Raw genomic sequence first — 17,625 nt, forward strand, 5'->3', positions numbered from 1 at the left:
GGGCTCAGACCTGCTCGGCCAGCTCCAGCCAGCTCATCTCCAGCTCCTCCTTCTCCTCCCGGACCGCCCGCAGCTGGGCGTCCAGCTCGGCGACCTTGGAGAAGTCGGCGGCGTGCTCGGCGAGCTGGGCGTGCAGCTTGGACTCCTTCTCGTCCAGCTTGGCGATCTGCCGCTCCAGCTTCTGCAGCTCCTTCTTGGCCGCCCGCAGGTCCCCGCCGGACAGCGCGGGCGCCTCGGCACCGGCCGCCGGCGCGGAGGCGCCGGAGACGGCGGCCGCGGCCGAAGCGGCGGCGGCCGCGGCGGCGGCCATCGCGGTCCGCCGCTCCAGGTACTCGTCGACGCCGTTCGGCAGCATCCGCATCCGCCGGTCACCGAGCAGCGCGTACGTCACGTCCGTGGTCCGCTCGATGAAGAAGCGGTCGTGGCTGATGACGACCATCGAGCCGGGCCAGCCGTCGAGCAGGTCCTCCAGCTGGTTGAGCGTCTCGATGTCGAGGTCGTTGGTGGGCTCGTCGAGGAACAGCACGTTGGGCTCGTCCATCAGCAGCCGGAGCAGCTGGAGCCGCCGCCGCTCGCCGCCGGAGAGGTCGCCGACCGGCGTCCACTGCTTGTCCTTGCCGAAGCCGAACTGCTCGCAGAGCTGGCCGGCGCTCATCTCCCGGCCCTTGCCGAGGTCGACCCGCGAGCGGACCTGCTCGACGGCCTGGAGCACCCGGGTGGCCGGGTCCAGCTCGGCGACCTCCTGGGAGAGGTACGCGAGCCGCACGGTCTTGCCGACCTTGATGACCCCGGAGGTCGGCTGGACGTCGCCCTCGGAGGCGTACGCGTCGCGCATCGCCCGCAGCAGCGAGGTCTTTCCGGCGCCGTTGACGCCGAGCAGGCCGATCCGGTCGCCGGGGCCGAGCTGCCAGCTGAGGTTCTCCAGCAGCAGCTTCGGGCCGGCCTTGACCGTCACGCCCTCCAAGTCGAAGACGGTCCGCCCGAGGCGGGCGTTGGCGAACTTCATCAGCTCGCTCTTGTCGCGCGGCTCGGGGACGTCGGCGATCAGCGCGTTGGCGGCCTCGATCCGGTAGCGGGGCTTGGAGGTGCGGGCGGGGGCGCCGCGGCGCAGCCAGGCGAGCTCCTTGCGGGCGAGGTTCTGGCGCTTCTGCTCCTCGACGGCCTCGATCCGGGAGCGCTCGGCGCGCGCGAAGACGTAGTCGGAGTAGCCGCCCTCGTACTCGTGGACGGAGCCGTGCTGGACGTCCCACATCCGGGTGCAGACCTGGTCGAGGAACCAGCGGTCGTGGGTGACGCAGACCAGTGCGGAGCGGCGGTTCTGGAGGTGCCGGGCGAGCCAGGCGATGCCCTCGACGTCCAGGTGGTTGGTGGGCTCGTCGAGGACGATGAGGTCCGGCGAGCCGAGCAGCAGCTTGGCGAGCGCGATCCGGCGGCGCTCGCCGCCGGAGAGCGGGCCGATGACGGTGTCCAGGCCGTCGGGGAACCCGGGCAGGTCGAGGCCGCCGAACAGGCCCTCGATGATGTCGCGGATGCGGGCGTCGCCGAGCCACTCGTGGTCGGCGCGGTCGGCAATGACCTCGTGCCGGATGGTGGCGGCCGGGTCCAGCGAGTCGTGCTGGGTGAGGACGGCCAGCTGGAGGCCGCCGGACCAGGTGATCCGGCCGCCGTCGGCCTCCTCCAGCTTGGCGAGCATCCGGATGAGGGTGGTCTTGCCGTCGCCGTTGCGTCCGACGACGCCGATCCGGTCGCCCTCGCTGACGCCGAGGCTGACCCCGTCCAGAAGGGCCCGGGTGCCGTAGACCTTCGTGACGGACTCGATGGTGGCGAGGTTGACGGCCACGTGTGCTTCGCTCCTGGGTTCGACGGTCCGGGCTCGGGCGGAGCCCGGAGCCTCCCAGCCTAGTCGGCCCGCCCCGGGTCCCCGCCCGCTCGACCGCCCGTCACGCCTCCACGACCACCGCGGCGCCGGGCACCGGGCCGTGGGTCGCGTGCGCGGTCCGGCAGCTGCCGGAGGCGCGCAGCGCGGCGGCGACGGCCCGGGCGTCCTCGGCATCCTTGGCCAGGAAGGCGCAGGTCGGCCCGGAGCCGGAGACCAGCGCCCCGAGCGCACCGGCCTCGCTGCCGGCCCGCAGGGTGTCGGCGAGGGCGGGGCGCAGCGACAGGGCGGCCGGCTGGAGGTCGTTGGCGAGCGCGGCGGCCAGCGCGACGGCGTCGCCGCCGGCGAGGGCGGCGAGCAGGGCGGGGTCGGCGTCGGGGGTGGGCACCTCGGTGTCGCCGGAGCCGGTGCCGGCCTCCTCGCGCAGGCGGTCGCACTCGCGGAAGACGGCGGGGGTGGACAGGCCGCCGTCGGCGACCGCGAAGACCCAGTGGTAGCTTCCGGTGACGGGCAGCGGCTCCAGGATCTCGCCCCGGCCGCGGCCCAGGGCGACGCCGCCGACCAGGGCGAACGGCACGTCCGAGCCGAGTTCGGCGGCCAGCTCCAGCAGCACCTCGAACGGCGTGCCGAGGCCCCACAGGGCGTCGCAGGCGACCAGCGCCGCCGCACCGTCGGCGCTGCCGCCGGCCATGCCGCCGGCCACCGGGATGGCCTTGGCGATGTGCAGCCGGACGTCGGGCGCGGCGAGGCCGTGGCGGTCGGCGAGCAGCCGGGCGGCGCGGGCGGCGAGGTTGCTGTCGTCCAGCGGGACGGCGTCGGCGTCCGGTCCGGTGCAGCTGAGGGTGACGCCCGTGCCGGGCTCGCCCGCCGTCGCCATCACCTCGTCGCCGAGGGCGACCGCGAAGAAGACGTTGGCCAGGTCGTGGAAGCCGTCGGCGCGCAGTCCGCCGACCCCGAGCTGGACGTTGACCTTGGCGGGTACGCGGACCGTGACGCTCACTGGAAGACCCTTACTCCGGCTTGTGCTCGGCGATGGCGGCGAACTGCTCGACGGTGAGCATCTCACCGCGCAGCTTGTGGTCGATCCCGGCGGCGGCGAGCGCCTGCTCGGCCCCGGCGGCGGAGCCGGCCCAGCCGGCCAGCGCGGCCCGCAGGGTCTTGCGGCGCTGGGCGAACGCGGCGTCGACGACCGCGAACACCTCCGCGCGGCTCGCGGTGGTGTTCGGCGGCTCGCGGCGGATCAGCGAGACCAGCCCGGAGTCGACGTTGGGGGCGGGCCAGAAGACGTTGCGGCCGATGGCCCCGGCCCGCTTCACGTCGGCGTACCAGTTGGCCTTGACCGAGGGGACGCCGTAGACCTTGTTGCCCGGCTTGGCGGCGAGCCGGTCGGCGACCTCGCTCTGCACCATGACCAGGGTGCGTTCGATGCTGGGGAAGGTGGCGAGCATGTGCAGCAGCACCGGCACGGCCACGTTGTACGGCAGGTTGGCGACCAGCGCGGTCGGCGCCGGCCCGGGCAGTTCGGTGACCAGCATGGCGTCGCTGAACACCAGGTCGAACGCGTCGGCCCTGCCGGGCATCCGGGCGGCGACGGTGTCCGGCAGGTGCCGCGCCAGCACCGGGTCGATCTCCACGGCGGTGACGTGCCGGGCGGTCTCCAGCAGCGCGAGCGTCAGCGACCCGAGCCCGGGCCCGACCTCGACCACCGCGTCCTCGCCGGTCACCTCCGCGGCCCGGACGATCCGCCGCACGGTGTTGCCGTCGATGACGAAGTTCTGCCCGCGCTGCTTGGTCGGCTTCACGCCGAACGCGTCCGCCAGCGCCCGGATGTCCGCGGCGCCCAGCAGGTGACTGTCAGAGGTGGGATCGGTGGTGCTCACCCGCCAAGGATACGGGCGCGCGGCCCCCTCACAGCTCGACGACCGCCGCGAGGTCGATCTCCACGGGGTAGGGGACGGCCGTCCGCAGCACGCCCTCGTGCTGGGCGACCGGCAGGTAGACGCCCTTCTCCTCGTCCCGGTGGAACTCGTGGACGATCGGGAGGTCGTCGACGCCCCGCTCGACCCGCCAGTAGTACGGGATGCCCTTGTCGGCGTACTGCCCGGGCTTGCGGAAGCGGTCGTTGGCCCGGGTCCCGTGCGAGACGACCTCCACGGTGAGGACCACGGCCTCGGGCGGGAGGCACTCCAGCTCGAAGACGTCGATGCCGGTCTTGTCGAACACCACGACGTCCGGCTTGGTGGTGTTGTCCTCGTCCAGCAGTACGCAGCGCTCGACGTTCGCCGCGTAAGGCGCGACCCGCGCACTGCGGAGCGCCGAGTACAGCTCGTCCCGCACCTGGTCGTGCCACTGATTCGTCTGCCCCCGGACCACGATGACTCCGTCCACAAGATCCCAATCGAACGGCAGGTCGAGGTTCTTGACCTGCTCGTACGTCCGCAGCTGGGACAGCGGGTGCGACGAGTCGTGATGATCCTCGACGGGTCCGTCGATCGACATGGCGGTCATGGCCACCTCCCTCACTGCACTCATGCTAGCCAGCCTAGGGAGCCGTCACGAGTGCCGAATCGTTCCTCCGGAACCCGACATCCGTTCGACCGGATCAGTACCCGAACGCCCGGGCCGTGTTCTCCGCGACGGCGCCGGCCAGCTCGTCCTCGGACAGACCCAGGGTGTCCGCCATCGAGCGCACCGTGACCGGGATCAGGTAGGGGGCGTTGGGGCGGCCGCGGTAGGGGTGCGGGGTGAGGAAGGGAGCGTCGGTCTCGACCAGGACCCGGTCGAGCGGGGTGACCGCCAGGGCGTCGCGCAGCGGCTGGTTGGCCTTGAAGGTGACCGGGCCGGCGAAGGAGAGGTACCAGCCGTGCTCGGCGCAGACCTTGGCCATCCCGGCGTCGCCGGAGTAGCAGTGGAAGACGGTCCGCTCGGGGGCGCCCTCCTCCAGCAGGACGGCGATGACGTCCTCGTGGGCGTCCCGGTCGTGGATCACCAGGGCCTTGCCGTGCCGCTTGGCCATCGCGATGTGGCGGCGGAACGACTCCTTCTGGATCTCCACGCCCTCCGGCCCGGTGCGGAAGTAGTCGAGGCCGGTCTCGCCGACGGCGCGGACCTGCGGTAGCGCCGCGAGCGCGTCGATCTCGGCGAGCGCCGCGTCCAGCGCGGCCTGACCGCCGGGCTCCCGCCGCTGCCCGGACCAGCCGTCGGGGTCGCCGAGGAAGATCCGCGGCGCCTCGTTGGGGTGCAGGGCGACGGCGGCGTGCACCTGCTCGAACCGGGCCGCCAGGTCGGCGGCCCAGCGCGAGCCCGGCACGTCGCAGCCGACCTGGACGACGGTGGTCACCCCGACCGAGGCGGCCTTGGCCAGGCCCTCCTCGGGCGTGCCCGACTGCATGTCCAGATGGGTGTGCGAGTCGGCGACCGCCACCGCCAGCGGGGCGGGCAGCGGCGGCGGGGTGGACCGGTCGTCGTCCTTCTTCGGCATCAGTCGTCCTTCTCCGGCGTTCGGTCGTCCCGCCACGGTGTTCGGTCGTCCCGGCGCGGTGTTCGGTCGTCCCGCCACGGTGTTCGCGCCCCGGGGCGGGGGCGTCCTGCTCCGGCCTCAGGCGGCCGGCTTCTCCTCCAGGCGGGGGAAGAGGATCTCGCCCTTGGTGACGGTGGCACCGGCGGGCAGCCGGCCCCACTGCGCGGCCTCGGCGACGGTCTGCGCGGCCAGCGGGCCCAGACCCGCCTCGGCGCCGAGCGAGACCCAGAGCTTCTCGGCGGTGCTCGGCATCACCGGGTTGAGCAGCACGGCGGTGGCCCGCAGCGACTCGGCGGCGGTGTAGAGGATGGTCGCCAGCCGGTCCCGGCCCTCGGCCGAGTCGTCCTTGGCGACCTTCCACGGCTCCTGCTCGGTGAGGTAGCCGTTGACCTGCTTGACGAAGTCGAAGACGGCCGCGATGCCGCCCGCGAAGTCCAGCTCCTCGCCGATCTTGCGGTCGGCGGTCCCGACCGCCGCCGCGAGGCCCTCCGCGACGGCCCGCTCGGCCTCGCCCGGCGCCGCCGCGGCCGGCAGCGCGCCGTCGAAGTACTTGCCGACCATGGCCGCCACCCGGGAGGCGAGGTTGCCGAAGTCGTTGGCCAGCTCGGAGGTGTACCGGGCGGTGAAGTCCTCCCAGGAGAACGAGCCGTCGGTGCCGAACGGGATCGCCCGCAGGAAGTAGTAGCGGTACGCGTCCACGCCGAAGTGCGAGGTCAGGTCGGTGGGGGCGATGCCGGTCAGGTTGGACTTCGACATCTTCTCGCCGCCGACCATCAGCCAGCCGTTGGCGACGACCCGCTTCGGCAGCGGCAGGCCCGCGGCCATCAGCATCGCGGGCCAGATCACCGCGTGGAAGCGGAGGATGTCCTTGCCGACGAGGTGCACCGAGGCCGGCCACAGTTCGGCGAAGCGCTCCGGGTCGGCGCCGTAGCCGGCCGCGGTGATGTAGTTCTGCAGCGCGTCCACCCACACGTACAGGACGTGCTTCTCGTCCCAGGGCAGCGGGACGCCCCAGTTGAAGGTGGAGCGGGAGATGGAGAGGTCCTGCAGCCCCTGCTCGACGAAGCGCAGCACCTCGTTGCGGGCCGACTCGGGGGCGATGAAGCCGGGGTTGTCGGCGTAGAACTCCAGCAGCTTCGGGCCGTACGCGGAGAGCCGGAAGAAGTAGTTCTCCTCCTCCAGCCACTCGACCGGCTTCTTGTGGATCGGGCAGAGCTTCTCGCCCTCGGTGGCGCCGTCGAGCAGTTCGGCGGGGAGCTTGTACTCCTCGCAGCCGACGCAGTACGGGCCGGAGTAGCCGCCCTTGTAGATCTCGCCCTTGTCGTACAGGTCCTGGACGAACTCCTGCACCCGGGCGGTGTGCCGTTCCTGGGTGGTGCGGATGAAGTCGTCGTTGGCGATCTCCAGATGCTGCCAGAGCGGCTTCCAGGCCTCCTCGACCAGCTTGTCGCACCACTCCTGCGGGGTGACGCCGTTGGCCTCGGCGGTGCGCAGGATCTTCTGACCGTGCTCGTCGGTGCCGGTCAGGTACCAGACCTTCTCGCCGCGCTGGCGGTGCCAGCGGGTCAGCACGTCGCCCGCCACGGTGGTGTACGCGTGGCCGAGGTGGGGACGATCGTTGACGTAGTAGATCGGGGTGGTGACGTAGTACGCGGGGGTGGTGCCCCCGGTGGTGCTGTGCTCTGCAGTGGCCGCCATGGTCCGCAAGCTTAGTCGGGCCCGCGCACGGCCCCGGACGGCCGGGCGCGGGACGGCGGCCCGGGGGCCGCCCGGACCGCCGTCCCGGCCCGCCGCCGGATCCCGGACCTCAGCCCCGCATCCGCGCCCAGAACCGCGCCCAGCGCCCGCCCGCCGGGGCGGTCCGCGCCGGACCGGCCGTCCCCGCGGCCCGCCCGCCGGCCGGCTCGGCGTGCGCGGCGAACCCGGGGGCGTGCTGCCAGGGCTGGTCGGCGGCGCCCACCCGGCCCTCGCGCATGATCCGCACGGTGTGGCCGCCGCAGCCCGGGCAGGTCGGCTTCAGCAGCGGCGACGGCACCCGGACTCCGTTGGCGTGGTACTCGACGACCACGTGCCCGTCCCGGGCCACGTGGTGCTCGATGTCGTACGCCTGCTCCCAGCCGTACCCGCAGCTCAGGCACGCGAAGGAGTAGGCCTCCCGGACGGTCTCGACGGGAGTGTGCGTCCGGCCGCTCGGGCCGGTGCCGCTCGGGCCGGGGTCGCTCAGGGCGTTGCCACCGCGGGGGCTACCGATCGTCTCGCTCATAGCCGTCTCCCAGCGCCCGCCGGGCGCTCGCCCGGCTGGGTCTTTCCATCCCAGGAAATGCCCGGAACACCCCGGGGGATGCCCGTCTTGTGAAGACTTGGAGGCAGGTTGGGAATCCCTATACGAAAGGGTGGGTCCTGTCCGGGAACCTCGACCGAAGCTTCAGCTCGACGGGTGTTTGACCCGGGGCCTTCTCTCCACGGTACGCGCCCGCGAGCCGAGCGGCACATCGTCGGCGAACGGTACGTACCCGCAGCTCAGCGGCTTGTCGCGGGCACTTCAGGACGGTTCGCCGGCCGCCCGGCCGGGGCCGGCCGCGGCCGCGTTCTTGGCCGCGACGACCGCGTCGAACACCTCCCGCTTGGGCAACGACAGTTCGGACGCGACCGCCGCGATCGCCTCCTTGCGGCGCTCCCCGGCCTCCTCCCGGACGGCCACCAGCCGGGCCAGCTCGGCCGGCGTCAGCTCCTGCGGCGCGGCCGGCGGCGCGCCCGCCACGACCACGGTGATCTCGCCCTTGACGCCCTCGGCCGCCCAGGCCGCCAGTTCGCCGAGCGGTCCGCGCCGGACCTCCTCGTAGGTCTTGGTCAGCTCGCGGCAGACGGCGGCGGGCCGCTCGGGGCCGAACGCCTCCGCCATCGCGGCCAGTGCCTCGGCGATCCGGTGCGGGGCCTCGAAGAAGACCATGGTGCGCGGCTCGGCGGCGATCGAGGCCAGCTGCCGGGAGCGGTCGCCGCTCTTGCGCGGCAGGAAGCCCTCGAAGGTGAACCGGTCCACCGGCAGCCCGGACAGCGCCAGCGCGGTCAGCACCGCGGACGGGCCGGGCACCGCCGTCACCTTGATCCCGGCGGCGACCGCGGCGGCCACCAGCCGGTAGCCGGGGTCGGAGACCGACGGCATCCCCGCGTCGGTCACCAGCAGCACCCGGGCGCCGCCGAGCAGCGCCTCGACCAGTTCGGGGGTGCGCCCGACCTCGTTGCCCTCGAAGTAGGAGAGCACCCGCCCGGCCGGGGTCACCCCGAGCGCCTGGGTGAGCCGGCGCAGCCGCCGGGTGTCCTCCGCCGCGATGACGTCCGCGGTGGCCAGCTCGGTGAGCAGCCGGGGCGGGGCGTCCGCGACGTCGCCGATGGGGGTTCCTGCCAGTACCAGTACTCCTGTCACGGGCCCCATCCTTCCAGCAACCGGCCGCCGGGCGCTTTTGGTGACGATTCGGGCACCTTCGGAGGGACCCTCCGCAGGCTCACGATGCGCCCCTACGATGTGGCGGATGAACGGCGACACGGCGGCGCAGACGCCCACTGGTACAGACCACACCGCGCGGGGTGACGTCGGCGTGCCGGTCCTGACGGACCAGCCGTCACCCGCCCTGCCCGGCCCCCGCGACCCGGACGGCGGCGGCGGGCCCGACGGACCCGAGGCCGGGCCCGGCGAGCCCCGCGAGCCCGACGACGGCTCCATACCCCCGCCGCGCCCCGCCTGGCTGCGCGGTCTGACCCGCTTCGGCTACGCGCCGGCACCGGCCGCGACCCTGGCCGAGCGCCTGGTCCCGCCGATGCCGGACGGCCCGGGCGTCACCCCGAAGCGGGTGCCGCCCTCCCCGCTGCTGCTCCGGCTGGGCCTGTCCCTGCCGGAGCCGCTGTGGTCCTGGCTGGTCCGCTGGTCCGGCTGGCTCGGCCCGCTCGCGGTGGCGCTGTTCGCCGGGGTCCTGCGGTTCGGCGGCCTCGGCTCGCCGAACGCGATCATCTTCGACGAGACGTACTACGCCAAGGACGCCTACGCGCTCTGGCACGGCGGCTACGAGATCAGCTGGCCGGACGGCGCCAACGAGCAGATCATGGCCGGCGACCCGGTCCCGTACCGGAACAACCCCTCGTACGTGGTGCACCCGCCGGTCGGCAAGTGGATCATCGGCGCCGGGATCCAGCTGTTCGGGATGAACCCCTTCGGCTGGCGCTTCGCGGTGGCGCTGCTCGGCACCCTCTCGGTGCTGATGGTGGCCCGGATCGCCCGGCGGCTGTTCCGCTCGACCCTGCTGGGCTGCGTGGCGGGCCTGCTGCTCGCGGTGGACGGCCTGCACTTCGTGATGAGCCGGTCCGCGCTGCTGGACCTGGTGGTGATGTTCTGGATCCTCGCCGCCTTCGGCTGCCTGCTGCTGGACCGCGACCACACCCGGGCCCGGATCGCCGCCCGCCTCGCGGCGCACGGCGACGGCGGGCCGGACCCGGTCCTCGCCCGCCGGATGAACCTGGGCTGGCGCCCGTACCGGATCGCGGCCGGCGTCTGCGTCGGCCTGACCTGCGCGACCAAGTGGAGCGGCCTGTACGTGGCGGCCGCCTTCGGTCTGCTGACCGTGCTGTGGGACGTGGGCTCGCGCCGGCTGGCCGGTGCCGACCGCCCCTACCTCTGGACGCTGGCCCGGGACGCGGTGCCCGCCTTCGTCTCGATCGTGGCGACCTCGGTGGTCGTCTACATCACCTCCTGGTGGGGCTGGTTCGCCAGCAGCAACGTGCCGAACCAGGGCGGCTACGGCCGCGACTGGGCGGTCGGCCGCTCCACCGACTACCCGTGGATCCCGGAGGGCCTGCGCTCGCTCTGGCACTACCACTCGACGGTCTACGACTTCCACACCCACCTGAGCGACCCGCACACCTACCAGTCCAACCCGTGGAGCTGGCTGGTGCTCGGCCGGCCGGTCTCCTTCTTCTACGAGTCCCCGAAGCAGGGGGCGGCCGGCTGCACGGTGAACGAGTGCGCCCGCGAGGTGCTGGGCATCGGCACCCCGCTGCTCTGGTGGACCGGCGTGATCGCCCTGGTCTACTGCCTGTGGCGGTGGGCGGCCCGGCGCGACTGGCGGGCCGGCGCGGTGCTCTGCGGCCTGGCCGCCGGCTACCTGCCCTGGTTCGCCTACCAGCAGCGGACGATCTTCCTCTTCTACGCGGTCTGCTTCGTGCCGTTCCTGGTGCTCGCCGTGACCATGCTGGTGGGCGCCGTCCTCGGACCCCCCGGGGCCTCCCGGGACCGGCGGATCATCGGCGCCGCGGCGGGCGGGCTGATCGTCCTGCTGATCATGTGGAACTTCCTCTTCTTCCACCCCCTGTACACCGGCGAGACGATCCCGATGGAGGACTGGCGCCGGCGGATGTGGTTCGGCACCTGGATCTGACGGCCGCGCCGCCGCCCCGGCCACCGGGGCGGCGCACGGGCCGCCGCCGGGGGCGGCGCACTGTACCGGAGTGGTGTGCGGCACGTACCAGAACCGTCACAACAACCGGTCCCTTCGTCGGTGCACGGAGCCCGGCTGCCTAGGCTGGGCTCCGAACGCGCATCCGGCCTCCCTCCGGCTGCGGCCCGATCGCCTGACCCTTGGGGGAACATCACCATGCGCAATGGCGCGAAGACCGGCCTCATCACCGGCGTGGCCGTCGCCATGCTCGCCGCCGGCGGCTACGGGGCGTACAGCCTCGTCGGCGGCTCGGACGACAAGGGCGAGGCACCCGCCAAGAAGCAGCGCACGGTGGTCGCCGAGCCCCCGACCGCCGAGCAGGCCGCCGCCGGGCTGAAGGACTTCCTGGACGCCTGGGCGGCCGGCGACCTCGCCAAGGCGGCGGCGCTGACCGACGACCCGACCGCCGCGACCGCCGCGCTGACCGCGTTCCAGGACCAGGTGAAGCCGAGCGGGCTGACCCTGGCGCCGGCCGGCCCGGCCACCGCGGCGGCCTTCGCCTCGGCGACCGGCACCCCCTCCCCCGCCAAGAGCACCGCCCCCGCCACCACCCCGGCCGCCCCGGGCGACGCCACCGCCACCGACCCCGCGGCCGCCGCCACGCCGGCCGCCCCGACCGGGACGCTGATGACCTTCAAGGCCCGCGCCGAGTTCGAGGGCACCAACCGGGTCTGGGACTACAACGGCTTCCTCGGCGTCGTGAAGATGAGCGACAACACCCCGGCCGTGCACTGGGCCCCGTCGGTGATCCACCCGCACCTGGCGGCGGGCGAGACGATCTCCGTGCAGCCGCTGCCCCCGCTGGCGGGCAACGTGGTGGACCGCAACAACAAGCCGCTGAACAGCCCCTCGGTCACCCCGCTGATCGCGACCGCGCAGGCCAAGGTCGCCAAGCTCCTCGCGGACCAGAACAAGGACCAGAGCGACAACGGCACCGGTGTGGTGATCACCAACCCGGCCGACCAGAACGGCACCCCCGACCGGCTGTTCACCATCGTCGACCCCAAGCCCCCGAAGCCGTTCAAGCTGACCCTCGACGCCACCCTGCAGGCCGCCGCCGAGAAGGCGATGACCGACCTGGGCGGCAAGAAGGGCTCGATCGTCGCCATCGAGCCGAGCACCGGCCAGGTCCTGGCCTTCGCCAACGCGCCGGTCACCGGTCTGAACCGGGCCTTCCAGGGCCAGCTCGCCCCGGGTTCCACGCTGAAGATCCTCACCTCCACCGCCCTGCTGGAGGCCGGGATCAACCCGGACACCCCGGTGCCCTGCCCGGTCCTGAGCAGCAACCCGAAGAAGATCCCGAACTCGTTCCCGGACCCGTTCCCGAACAACACGCTGCAGCAGGACTTCATGCAGTCCTGCAACACCGCCTTCATCGACCAGGGCCTGGCCAGCCTCAAGCCGGGCGCGCTGACCACCACCGCCAAGGACGTCTACGGCATCGGCCTGAACTGGCAGACCGGCCTGCCCAGCTTCGACGCCGTGGTGCCGGACGCCGGCACCAACAAGGACGAGCAGGCCATGCAGTCGATCGGCCAGGGCAAGGTCCAGATGAACCCGCTGGCCATCGCCTCGATCACGGCCACCGTGCAGAGCGGCAGCTTCAAGCAGCCGATCCTGGTCGCCGAGCTGCCGCAGCAGAAGGCCGCCCGGGACATGACCCCCGACGTCGCCGGCAAGCTGCGCCAGATGATGGCCGCCACCGCCACCGGCGGCACCGCCAAGGACGTGATGGCCGGCATCTCCGACAACGCGGGCGCCAAGACCGGCTCCGCCGAGGCCACCGGCATCGCCACCACCAACAGCTGGTTCACCGCCTACCGGGGCAACCTCGCGGTCGCCGCCGAGGTCGAGGGCGGCGGTCACGGCGTGGACGCCGCAGGTCCCGCCGTCGCCTCGATCATCAAGGCCGCCGGCAACCGCTGACGCTTCCCGGCACGCCGGCCCCGGGCCCGTCCTACCGTCTCGTCGGCAGGGCGGGCCCGGGGTGCGTCAGCAGGCAGGACGGCGGCGCCGGGGGGCGGGCGCTCCACCGCCGGGCGGCCAGCCGGGGCCAGATCACCAGCACGGCCGGCAGCGCCAGGTACCCGAACCGCCCGGCCGGCGCCAGCATGAAGGCGATCGCCAGCCCGGCGGCCAGCAGGTCGGCGGCGGCGATCGCGGAGACCGGCGGGCGGGCCAGCAGCCAGACCGTCACCCCGAGCCCGCCGACCGTCAGCAGCACCAGTGAGGCGGTGTGCCCGGTGGGCCCGAACCCGGCCAGCACCTTGCCGGGCAGCGGGCTGCCGGCCGGCGTCTGCACCGCGGTCAGCCCGAGCGGGAAGCGCACCACCTGCTCGCGCAGTTCCTCGGTCCGCGCCAGGACGTACGGCACCAGGACGGCGGACGCCGCGCCGAGCGCGGTCAGTCCGGCCCGGGCGGCCGGGCGCCGCCCGTAGAGCCGCCAGAGCAGCAGTACGGCCACCGGCAGCGCCGGCCAGACCGTCCACTTCAGGGTCCCGGCCAGGGCCAGCACCAGCCCGGCGGCGATCGTCCGGTCCCGCTCGGCCAGCGCCATGGCCAGACAGCAGAGCCCGATCAGCGGCAGGTCCACCCCGCCGCCGACCAGTGCCAGCGCGACCAGCGGCGAGGCGGTGAGCACGGCCATCGGCAGCAGCGGCGCGCGGTCCCGGGTGGGCCGCAGCAGCCGCCAGCTCGCCAGCAGACAGGCGACGAAGGCCAGCGCGAACCAGATCCGGGCGTCCCCGGCCAGCCGCGCCAGGACGCTGCCCTCGCCGAGGACGGTGTGCGGCACCCCGAACAGCGACATCGCCGGCAGGTACGGGTTGTAGTCGGTGACCACCACCGGGTGCGGCAGGTACGGGCTGCCGGTGCTGAACAGCAGGTGCGCGGAGCGCTCGACCACCATCACCTCGGACTGGTGGCGGCCCTGCAGCACCAGGACCACCAGCGGCACCAGCACCGCGCCCAGCAGGGCGGCCGCCGCCGCGGCCCGGGCGGCGAGGCGCCGCGGCAGGACCACGCAGAGCAGCCCGGCGAGCAGGTAGGCGGGGGCGGCGAGGGTGCCCCACAGCCGCTGGTTGGGCAGGTCGGAGACGAGCGGGAAGCCGGCCGCCCAGCCGGCGGCGACCAGGCAGCCGAGCAGCTGGACGCCGCGGTGCGCGGCGAGTCCGGCCGGATCCGGCCGGGTGCGCGGGGGAGGCGGGCCGTTCTCGCCCCGCTGGTGGGGGAACGGCCGGCGGGCCGGGTCGCCGCGCAGCCGGCCGCGCCGGGTGGCGGGATTGGCGGGAGTAGCGGGAGCGGCGGGAACGGAGGAGGGGGCGGGAGAGGGAACGGCCTGGGCTGGGGTCGTCGGGGTCGCGCCCCGGCCGGTGAAGCGGCCGCGCGGGCGGGAGTGGCCGGGCGTGCGGGTGCTCACCATGGTGGAAGGTTATGGCCGGGGGCGGTGCGCTGTCGCCATGTCGGCGCAAGCGGTGTGGACCGGTACGGACGGGGCCGCCCGGGGGTGCGGTCCCCCGGGCGGCCCCGTCGGCGGCGCACCGCGCTCAGCCGACCCTGCTGCCGGACTCGGCCTGCCGGTCGGCCCGCTCCAGCTTGGAGTGCTTGATGCTGTAGCCGAAGTACACCACCACCGCGAGCACCAGGGCGATCCCGCCGGCCGCGAAGGTGTCCGCGTGCAGGCCCTTGATCAGGTAGGCGCAGAAACCGACGCTGAGCACCGGGACGACCGGGTAGCCCGGCACCTTGAAGCCGCGCGGCAGGTCGGGCTGGGTGCGGCGCAGCACGATCACGCCGATCGACACCACCGAGAAGGCGATCAGGGTGCCCAGGCTGGTGATGTCGGCGAGCACCCGCAGCGGGACGAAGGCCGCCAGCGTGCCGACCCCGAGGCCGACCACGATGGTGTTCCAGACCGGGGTGCCGGAGCGCGGCGAGAGCTCGGCGAAGCGCTTGGGCAGCATGCCGTCGCGGCCCATCGAGTACAGGATGCGGGTCTGGCCGTAGATGACCACCAGGGTGATCGAGAAGATCGAGACGATCGCGCCGATCGCGAAGAGCAGGGCCGGCCAGCTCTGCCCGGTGATGTCCTGGAGGATCTGGGCCAGGCCCGCCTCCTGGCCCTTGAACTTCTGCCAGGGCTGGGCGCCGATGCCGGCCAGGGCCACCAGGATGTAGAGCAGGGTGACCACCACCAGCGAGATGATGATCGCCATCGGCAGGGTGCGCCGGGGATTCTTGACCTCCTCGCCGGCCGTGGACACGGCGTCCAGGCCGATGAAGGAGAAGAAGATGCTGGAGGCGGCGACCTGCACGCCGCCGATGCCCAGCGGCATGAACGGGGTCAGGTTGCCGGACCGGAAGCCGGTCAGCGCGACGCAGACGAAGAGCAGCAGGATGAGCAGCTTCACGGCCACCATGGCCGCGTTGACCCGGACCGACTCGCTGACGCCGCGGATCAGCAGGAAGCAGACCATGGCGACCAGCAGCAACGCCGGCAGGTTGAACCAGTGGGTGTCGTCGGGCGCGCCGGTGAGCGCCTCGGGCAGCTGGAAGCCGAAGGCCAGGTCGAAGAACTTGTTGAGGTACTCGGCCCAGCTGACCGCGATGGCGGACGCCGAGACGCCGTACTCCATCAGCAGGCAGATGCCGACGGCGAAGGCGACGCCCTCGCCGAGGGTGGCGTAGGCGTAGGAGTAGGACGACCCGGAGACGGGGATGGCGGAGGCCATCTCGGCGTAGCAGAGCGCGGTGAGGCCGGCGGTGACCGCGGCGATCACGAACGACAGGATGACGGCCGGACCGGCCGAGGGCACGGCGCTGGTCAGTACGAAGAAGATGCCGGTGCCGATGGTGGCACCGATGCCGATCGCGGACAGCTGCCAGAGCCCGATCGAACGGCGCAGGTGGATGCCGGAACGTCCGCCCTCCTCGGGCGCACCGGCGGGCAGGCCCTCGCGGCCCTCGCTCTCGGCGATCAGGGTGATGACGGGCTTGCGCCTCAGCAGGCGGGCACCGAGCGTGTTGCTGGCCAAAACGGAGGGTCTTTCTGGGCAGGGGAGGGTTGGAGCGGCCGGTCACCCGACACACCGAAGGTGTCATCGGGGGACCAACCGAACAAAGATGGGCAGTACCCCGCGAAAACACCAGTGTCGCAAACGAACAGTCCCGCCGCGCGCATTGTACGAACCGTCGCACCAGCAGGCACAAACCGGACACTTCGCAGACGGCGGATCTTCCGCCGACCGGCTAGCACCGCGGTCCGGAGCGGCCGGTGCGGCACTCACCCGGTCAGCACCGCCTGCATCACCGCGCGGGCGACCGGGGCCGCGAGCCCGCCGCCCGTCACCTCCGCCGCCCCGCCGTCCGCGATCACCACGGCGACCGCCACCGGCGGCACCGCGGCCGAGCCGGCCGGAGCCGCCCAGGCGATGAACCAGGCGTACGGCGTCCCGCTGTTGTCCACCCCGTGCTCGGCGGTGCCGGTCTTCCCGCCGACCACCGCGCCGGGGATCCGGGCGGCGCGCCCGGTGCCGTTCTCCACCGCGTCGGTCATCAGCCGCCGCACCTGCCCGGCGGTGCCCGGACCGACCGCCTGGCGGTACACGGCGGGCCGCATCAGCCGCACGGTGGTGCCGTCGCTCCTGGTCAGCCGGTCCACGAGCTGTGGACGCATCACGGTGCCGTCGTTGGCCACCCCCGCGGCGACCATCGCCATCACCAGCGGGGTGGCGGCGGTGTCGTACTGGCCGATCGAGGAGAGCGCCAGCTGGGCCTCGTCCATCCGGGTGTCGAAGACGGAGCGGGCCGCCCGCACCGGGGTGTCCAGCCGGGGCTCGTTGAAGCCGAACGCCTCCGCCGTCGCGACCATCCGCTCCAGGCCGACCCGCACCCCGAGGTAGCCGAGCACGCTGTTGCAGCTGAGCGTCATCGCGGTGTCCAGCGACTGGCCGGGCTCGTCGCAGGCCGGGGTGTCGTTGGGCAGCGGCGTACCGGTGCCCGGCAGCACGTAGGGGTACGGCGCGCCGGTCGGCGCCTCGATGTCGGTGACCACCCCGTTCTCCAGCGCCGCCGCCGCGGTGACCACCTTGAAGGCCGACCCGGGCGGGTAGGTCTGGCGCAGCGCCCGGTTGAGCATCGGCTGGTCGGAGTCGGTCTGCAGCCGGTTCCAGGCCACCTGGTCGTCGGCCGAGGCGCCGGCGAAGCTCCCGGGGTCGTAGGACGGGGTGGAGGCCAGTGCCAGGATCCGCCCGGTGGCCGGCTCGATGGCGGCGACCGCGCCCTTCCGGCCGCCGAGCCCGCGCACCGCCGCCTCCTGGGCGGCCCGGTCGATGGTGGTGTGGACGTCCCCGCCGGGGTTGCGCCGCCGGGCGACCGCGTCCCACACCGCCCAGCCCGACAGCCGGGGGTCGGTGCCGGAGAGCAGCGCGTCCTCGGTGCCCTCCAGCTGGCTGTTGCCGTAGGTCTGCGAGGAGTAGCCGGTGACCGCGGCGAACAGCGGCCCGTCGGTGTAGGTGCGCTTGAAGTCGAACCGCCCGCCGGTGGCCTCGGAGCCGGTGACGGTGCCGGCGCCCACCCGGATGCCGCCGCGCGGCTGCGCGTACCGCTCGATGACCAGCCGCTGGTTGGCGCTGTTGTGGTTGAGCTCCTCGGCCCGGAACACCTGCACCCGGGTGGCCTGGGCGCAGAGCGCCACGATCAGCAGCAGGCAGAAGGTGCCGGCCCGGCGCCCGGTGACGGCGATC

At 73.4% G+C, this 17,625-nt stretch carries 13 protein-coding genes; 2 read left to right on the forward strand and 11 right to left on the reverse strand.

What is annotated here, in order from left to right:
• Positions 1 to 4: 4 nt before the first annotated feature.
• From ACFVVL_RS31565 to rsmI, 8 genes are all read right to left on the reverse strand, one after another.
• Complete coding sequence (locus tag ACFVVL_RS31565) at positions 5 to 1,840, reverse strand: ABC-F family ATP-binding cassette domain-containing protein (RefSeq protein ID WP_380293863.1); 1,836 nt, start codon at positions 1,838 to 1,840, stop codon at positions 5 to 7.
• 100 nt (positions 1,841 to 1,940) lie between these two features.
• Positions 1,941 to 2,876, reverse strand: a complete 936-nt coding sequence (locus ACFVVL_RS31570) for a 4-(cytidine 5'-diphospho)-2-C-methyl-D-erythritol kinase (protein ID WP_387681251.1) — start codon at positions 2,874 to 2,876, stop codon at positions 1,941 to 1,943.
• A gap of 10 nt (positions 2,877 to 2,886) precedes the next feature.
• The gene (gene rsmA / locus ACFVVL_RS31575) at positions 2,887 to 3,756 is read right to left on the reverse strand and encodes a 16S rRNA (adenine(1518)-N(6)/adenine(1519)-N(6))-dimethyltransferase RsmA (protein ID WP_387681254.1); all 870 of its coding nucleotides are present in this window, start codon (positions 3,754 to 3,756) and stop codon (positions 2,887 to 2,889) included.
• Between the two features lie 28 nt (positions 3,757 to 3,784).
• A complete protein-coding gene (locus tag ACFVVL_RS31580) occupies positions 3,785 to 4,408 on the reverse strand; it encodes a Uma2 family endonuclease (protein ID WP_387681257.1) in 624 nt (207 codons plus the stop codon).
• Between the two features lie 70 nt (positions 4,409 to 4,478).
• Complete coding sequence (locus tag ACFVVL_RS31585; RefSeq protein ID WP_380293855.1) at positions 4,479 to 5,357, reverse strand: TatD family hydrolase; 879 nt, start codon at positions 5,355 to 5,357, stop codon at positions 4,479 to 4,481.
• Between the two features lie 117 nt (positions 5,358 to 5,474).
• Positions 5,475 to 7,094, reverse strand: a complete 1,620-nt coding sequence (metG, locus tag ACFVVL_RS31590; RefSeq protein WP_380293853.1) for a methionine--tRNA ligase — start codon at positions 7,092 to 7,094, stop codon at positions 5,475 to 5,477.
• 109 nt (positions 7,095 to 7,203) lie between these two features.
• Positions 7,204 to 7,659: a hypothetical protein gene (locus tag ACFVVL_RS31595; RefSeq protein ID WP_380293851.1), complete on the reverse strand. Its 456-nt coding sequence runs from the start codon at positions 7,657 to 7,659 to the stop codon at positions 7,204 to 7,206.
• Between the two features lie 279 nt (positions 7,660 to 7,938).
• Positions 7,939 to 8,820, reverse strand: a complete 882-nt coding sequence (gene rsmI, locus ACFVVL_RS31600) for a 16S rRNA (cytidine(1402)-2'-O)-methyltransferase (protein WP_380293849.1) — start codon at positions 8,818 to 8,820, stop codon at positions 7,939 to 7,941.
• A 106-nt stretch (positions 8,821 to 8,926) separates the two neighbouring features.
• Here rsmI and ACFVVL_RS31605 point away from each other — a divergent pair, with 106 nt between their 5' ends.
• Together ACFVVL_RS31605 and ACFVVL_RS31610 are read left to right on the forward strand one after the other, a co-directional pair.
• On the forward strand, positions 8,927 to 10,822 hold the full coding sequence (locus tag ACFVVL_RS31605; RefSeq protein ID WP_387681263.1) for a dolichyl-phosphate-mannose--protein mannosyltransferase: 1,896 nt from the start codon (positions 8,927 to 8,929) through the stop codon (positions 10,820 to 10,822).
• 216 nt (positions 10,823 to 11,038) lie between these two features.
• Entirely contained in the window at positions 11,039 to 12,808 is a 1,770-nt protein-coding gene (locus ACFVVL_RS31610) for a penicillin-binding transpeptidase domain-containing protein (RefSeq protein ID WP_387681266.1), read from the forward strand.
• Between the two features lie 31 nt (positions 12,809 to 12,839).
• Here ACFVVL_RS31610 and ACFVVL_RS31615 read toward each other — a convergent pair whose 3' ends face one another.
• The 3 genes from ACFVVL_RS31615 to ACFVVL_RS31625 all read right to left on the reverse strand — a co-directional run bounded on the left by ACFVVL_RS31615 (position 12,840) and on the right by ACFVVL_RS31625 (position 17,624).
• The gene (locus tag ACFVVL_RS31615; RefSeq protein ID WP_387681269.1) at positions 12,840 to 14,303 is read right to left on the reverse strand and encodes a glycosyltransferase 87 family protein; all 1,464 of its coding nucleotides are present in this window, start codon (positions 14,301 to 14,303) and stop codon (positions 12,840 to 12,842) included.
• 124 nt (positions 14,304 to 14,427) lie between these two features.
• A complete protein-coding gene (locus ACFVVL_RS31620) occupies positions 14,428 to 15,915 on the reverse strand; it encodes an amino acid permease (protein ID WP_380293841.1) in 1,488 nt (495 codons plus the stop codon).
• Between the two features lie 248 nt (positions 15,916 to 16,163).
• A complete protein-coding gene (locus tag ACFVVL_RS31625; protein ID WP_387681314.1) occupies positions 16,164 to 17,624 on the reverse strand; it encodes a penicillin-binding transpeptidase domain-containing protein in 1,461 nt (486 codons plus the stop codon).
• Between the last annotated feature and the right edge of the window lies 1 nt (position 17,625).

Source organism: Kitasatospora sp. NPDC058115 (assembly GCF_042884635.1).
GTDB lineage: Bacteria > Actinomycetota > Actinomycetes > Streptomycetales > Streptomycetaceae > Kitasatospora.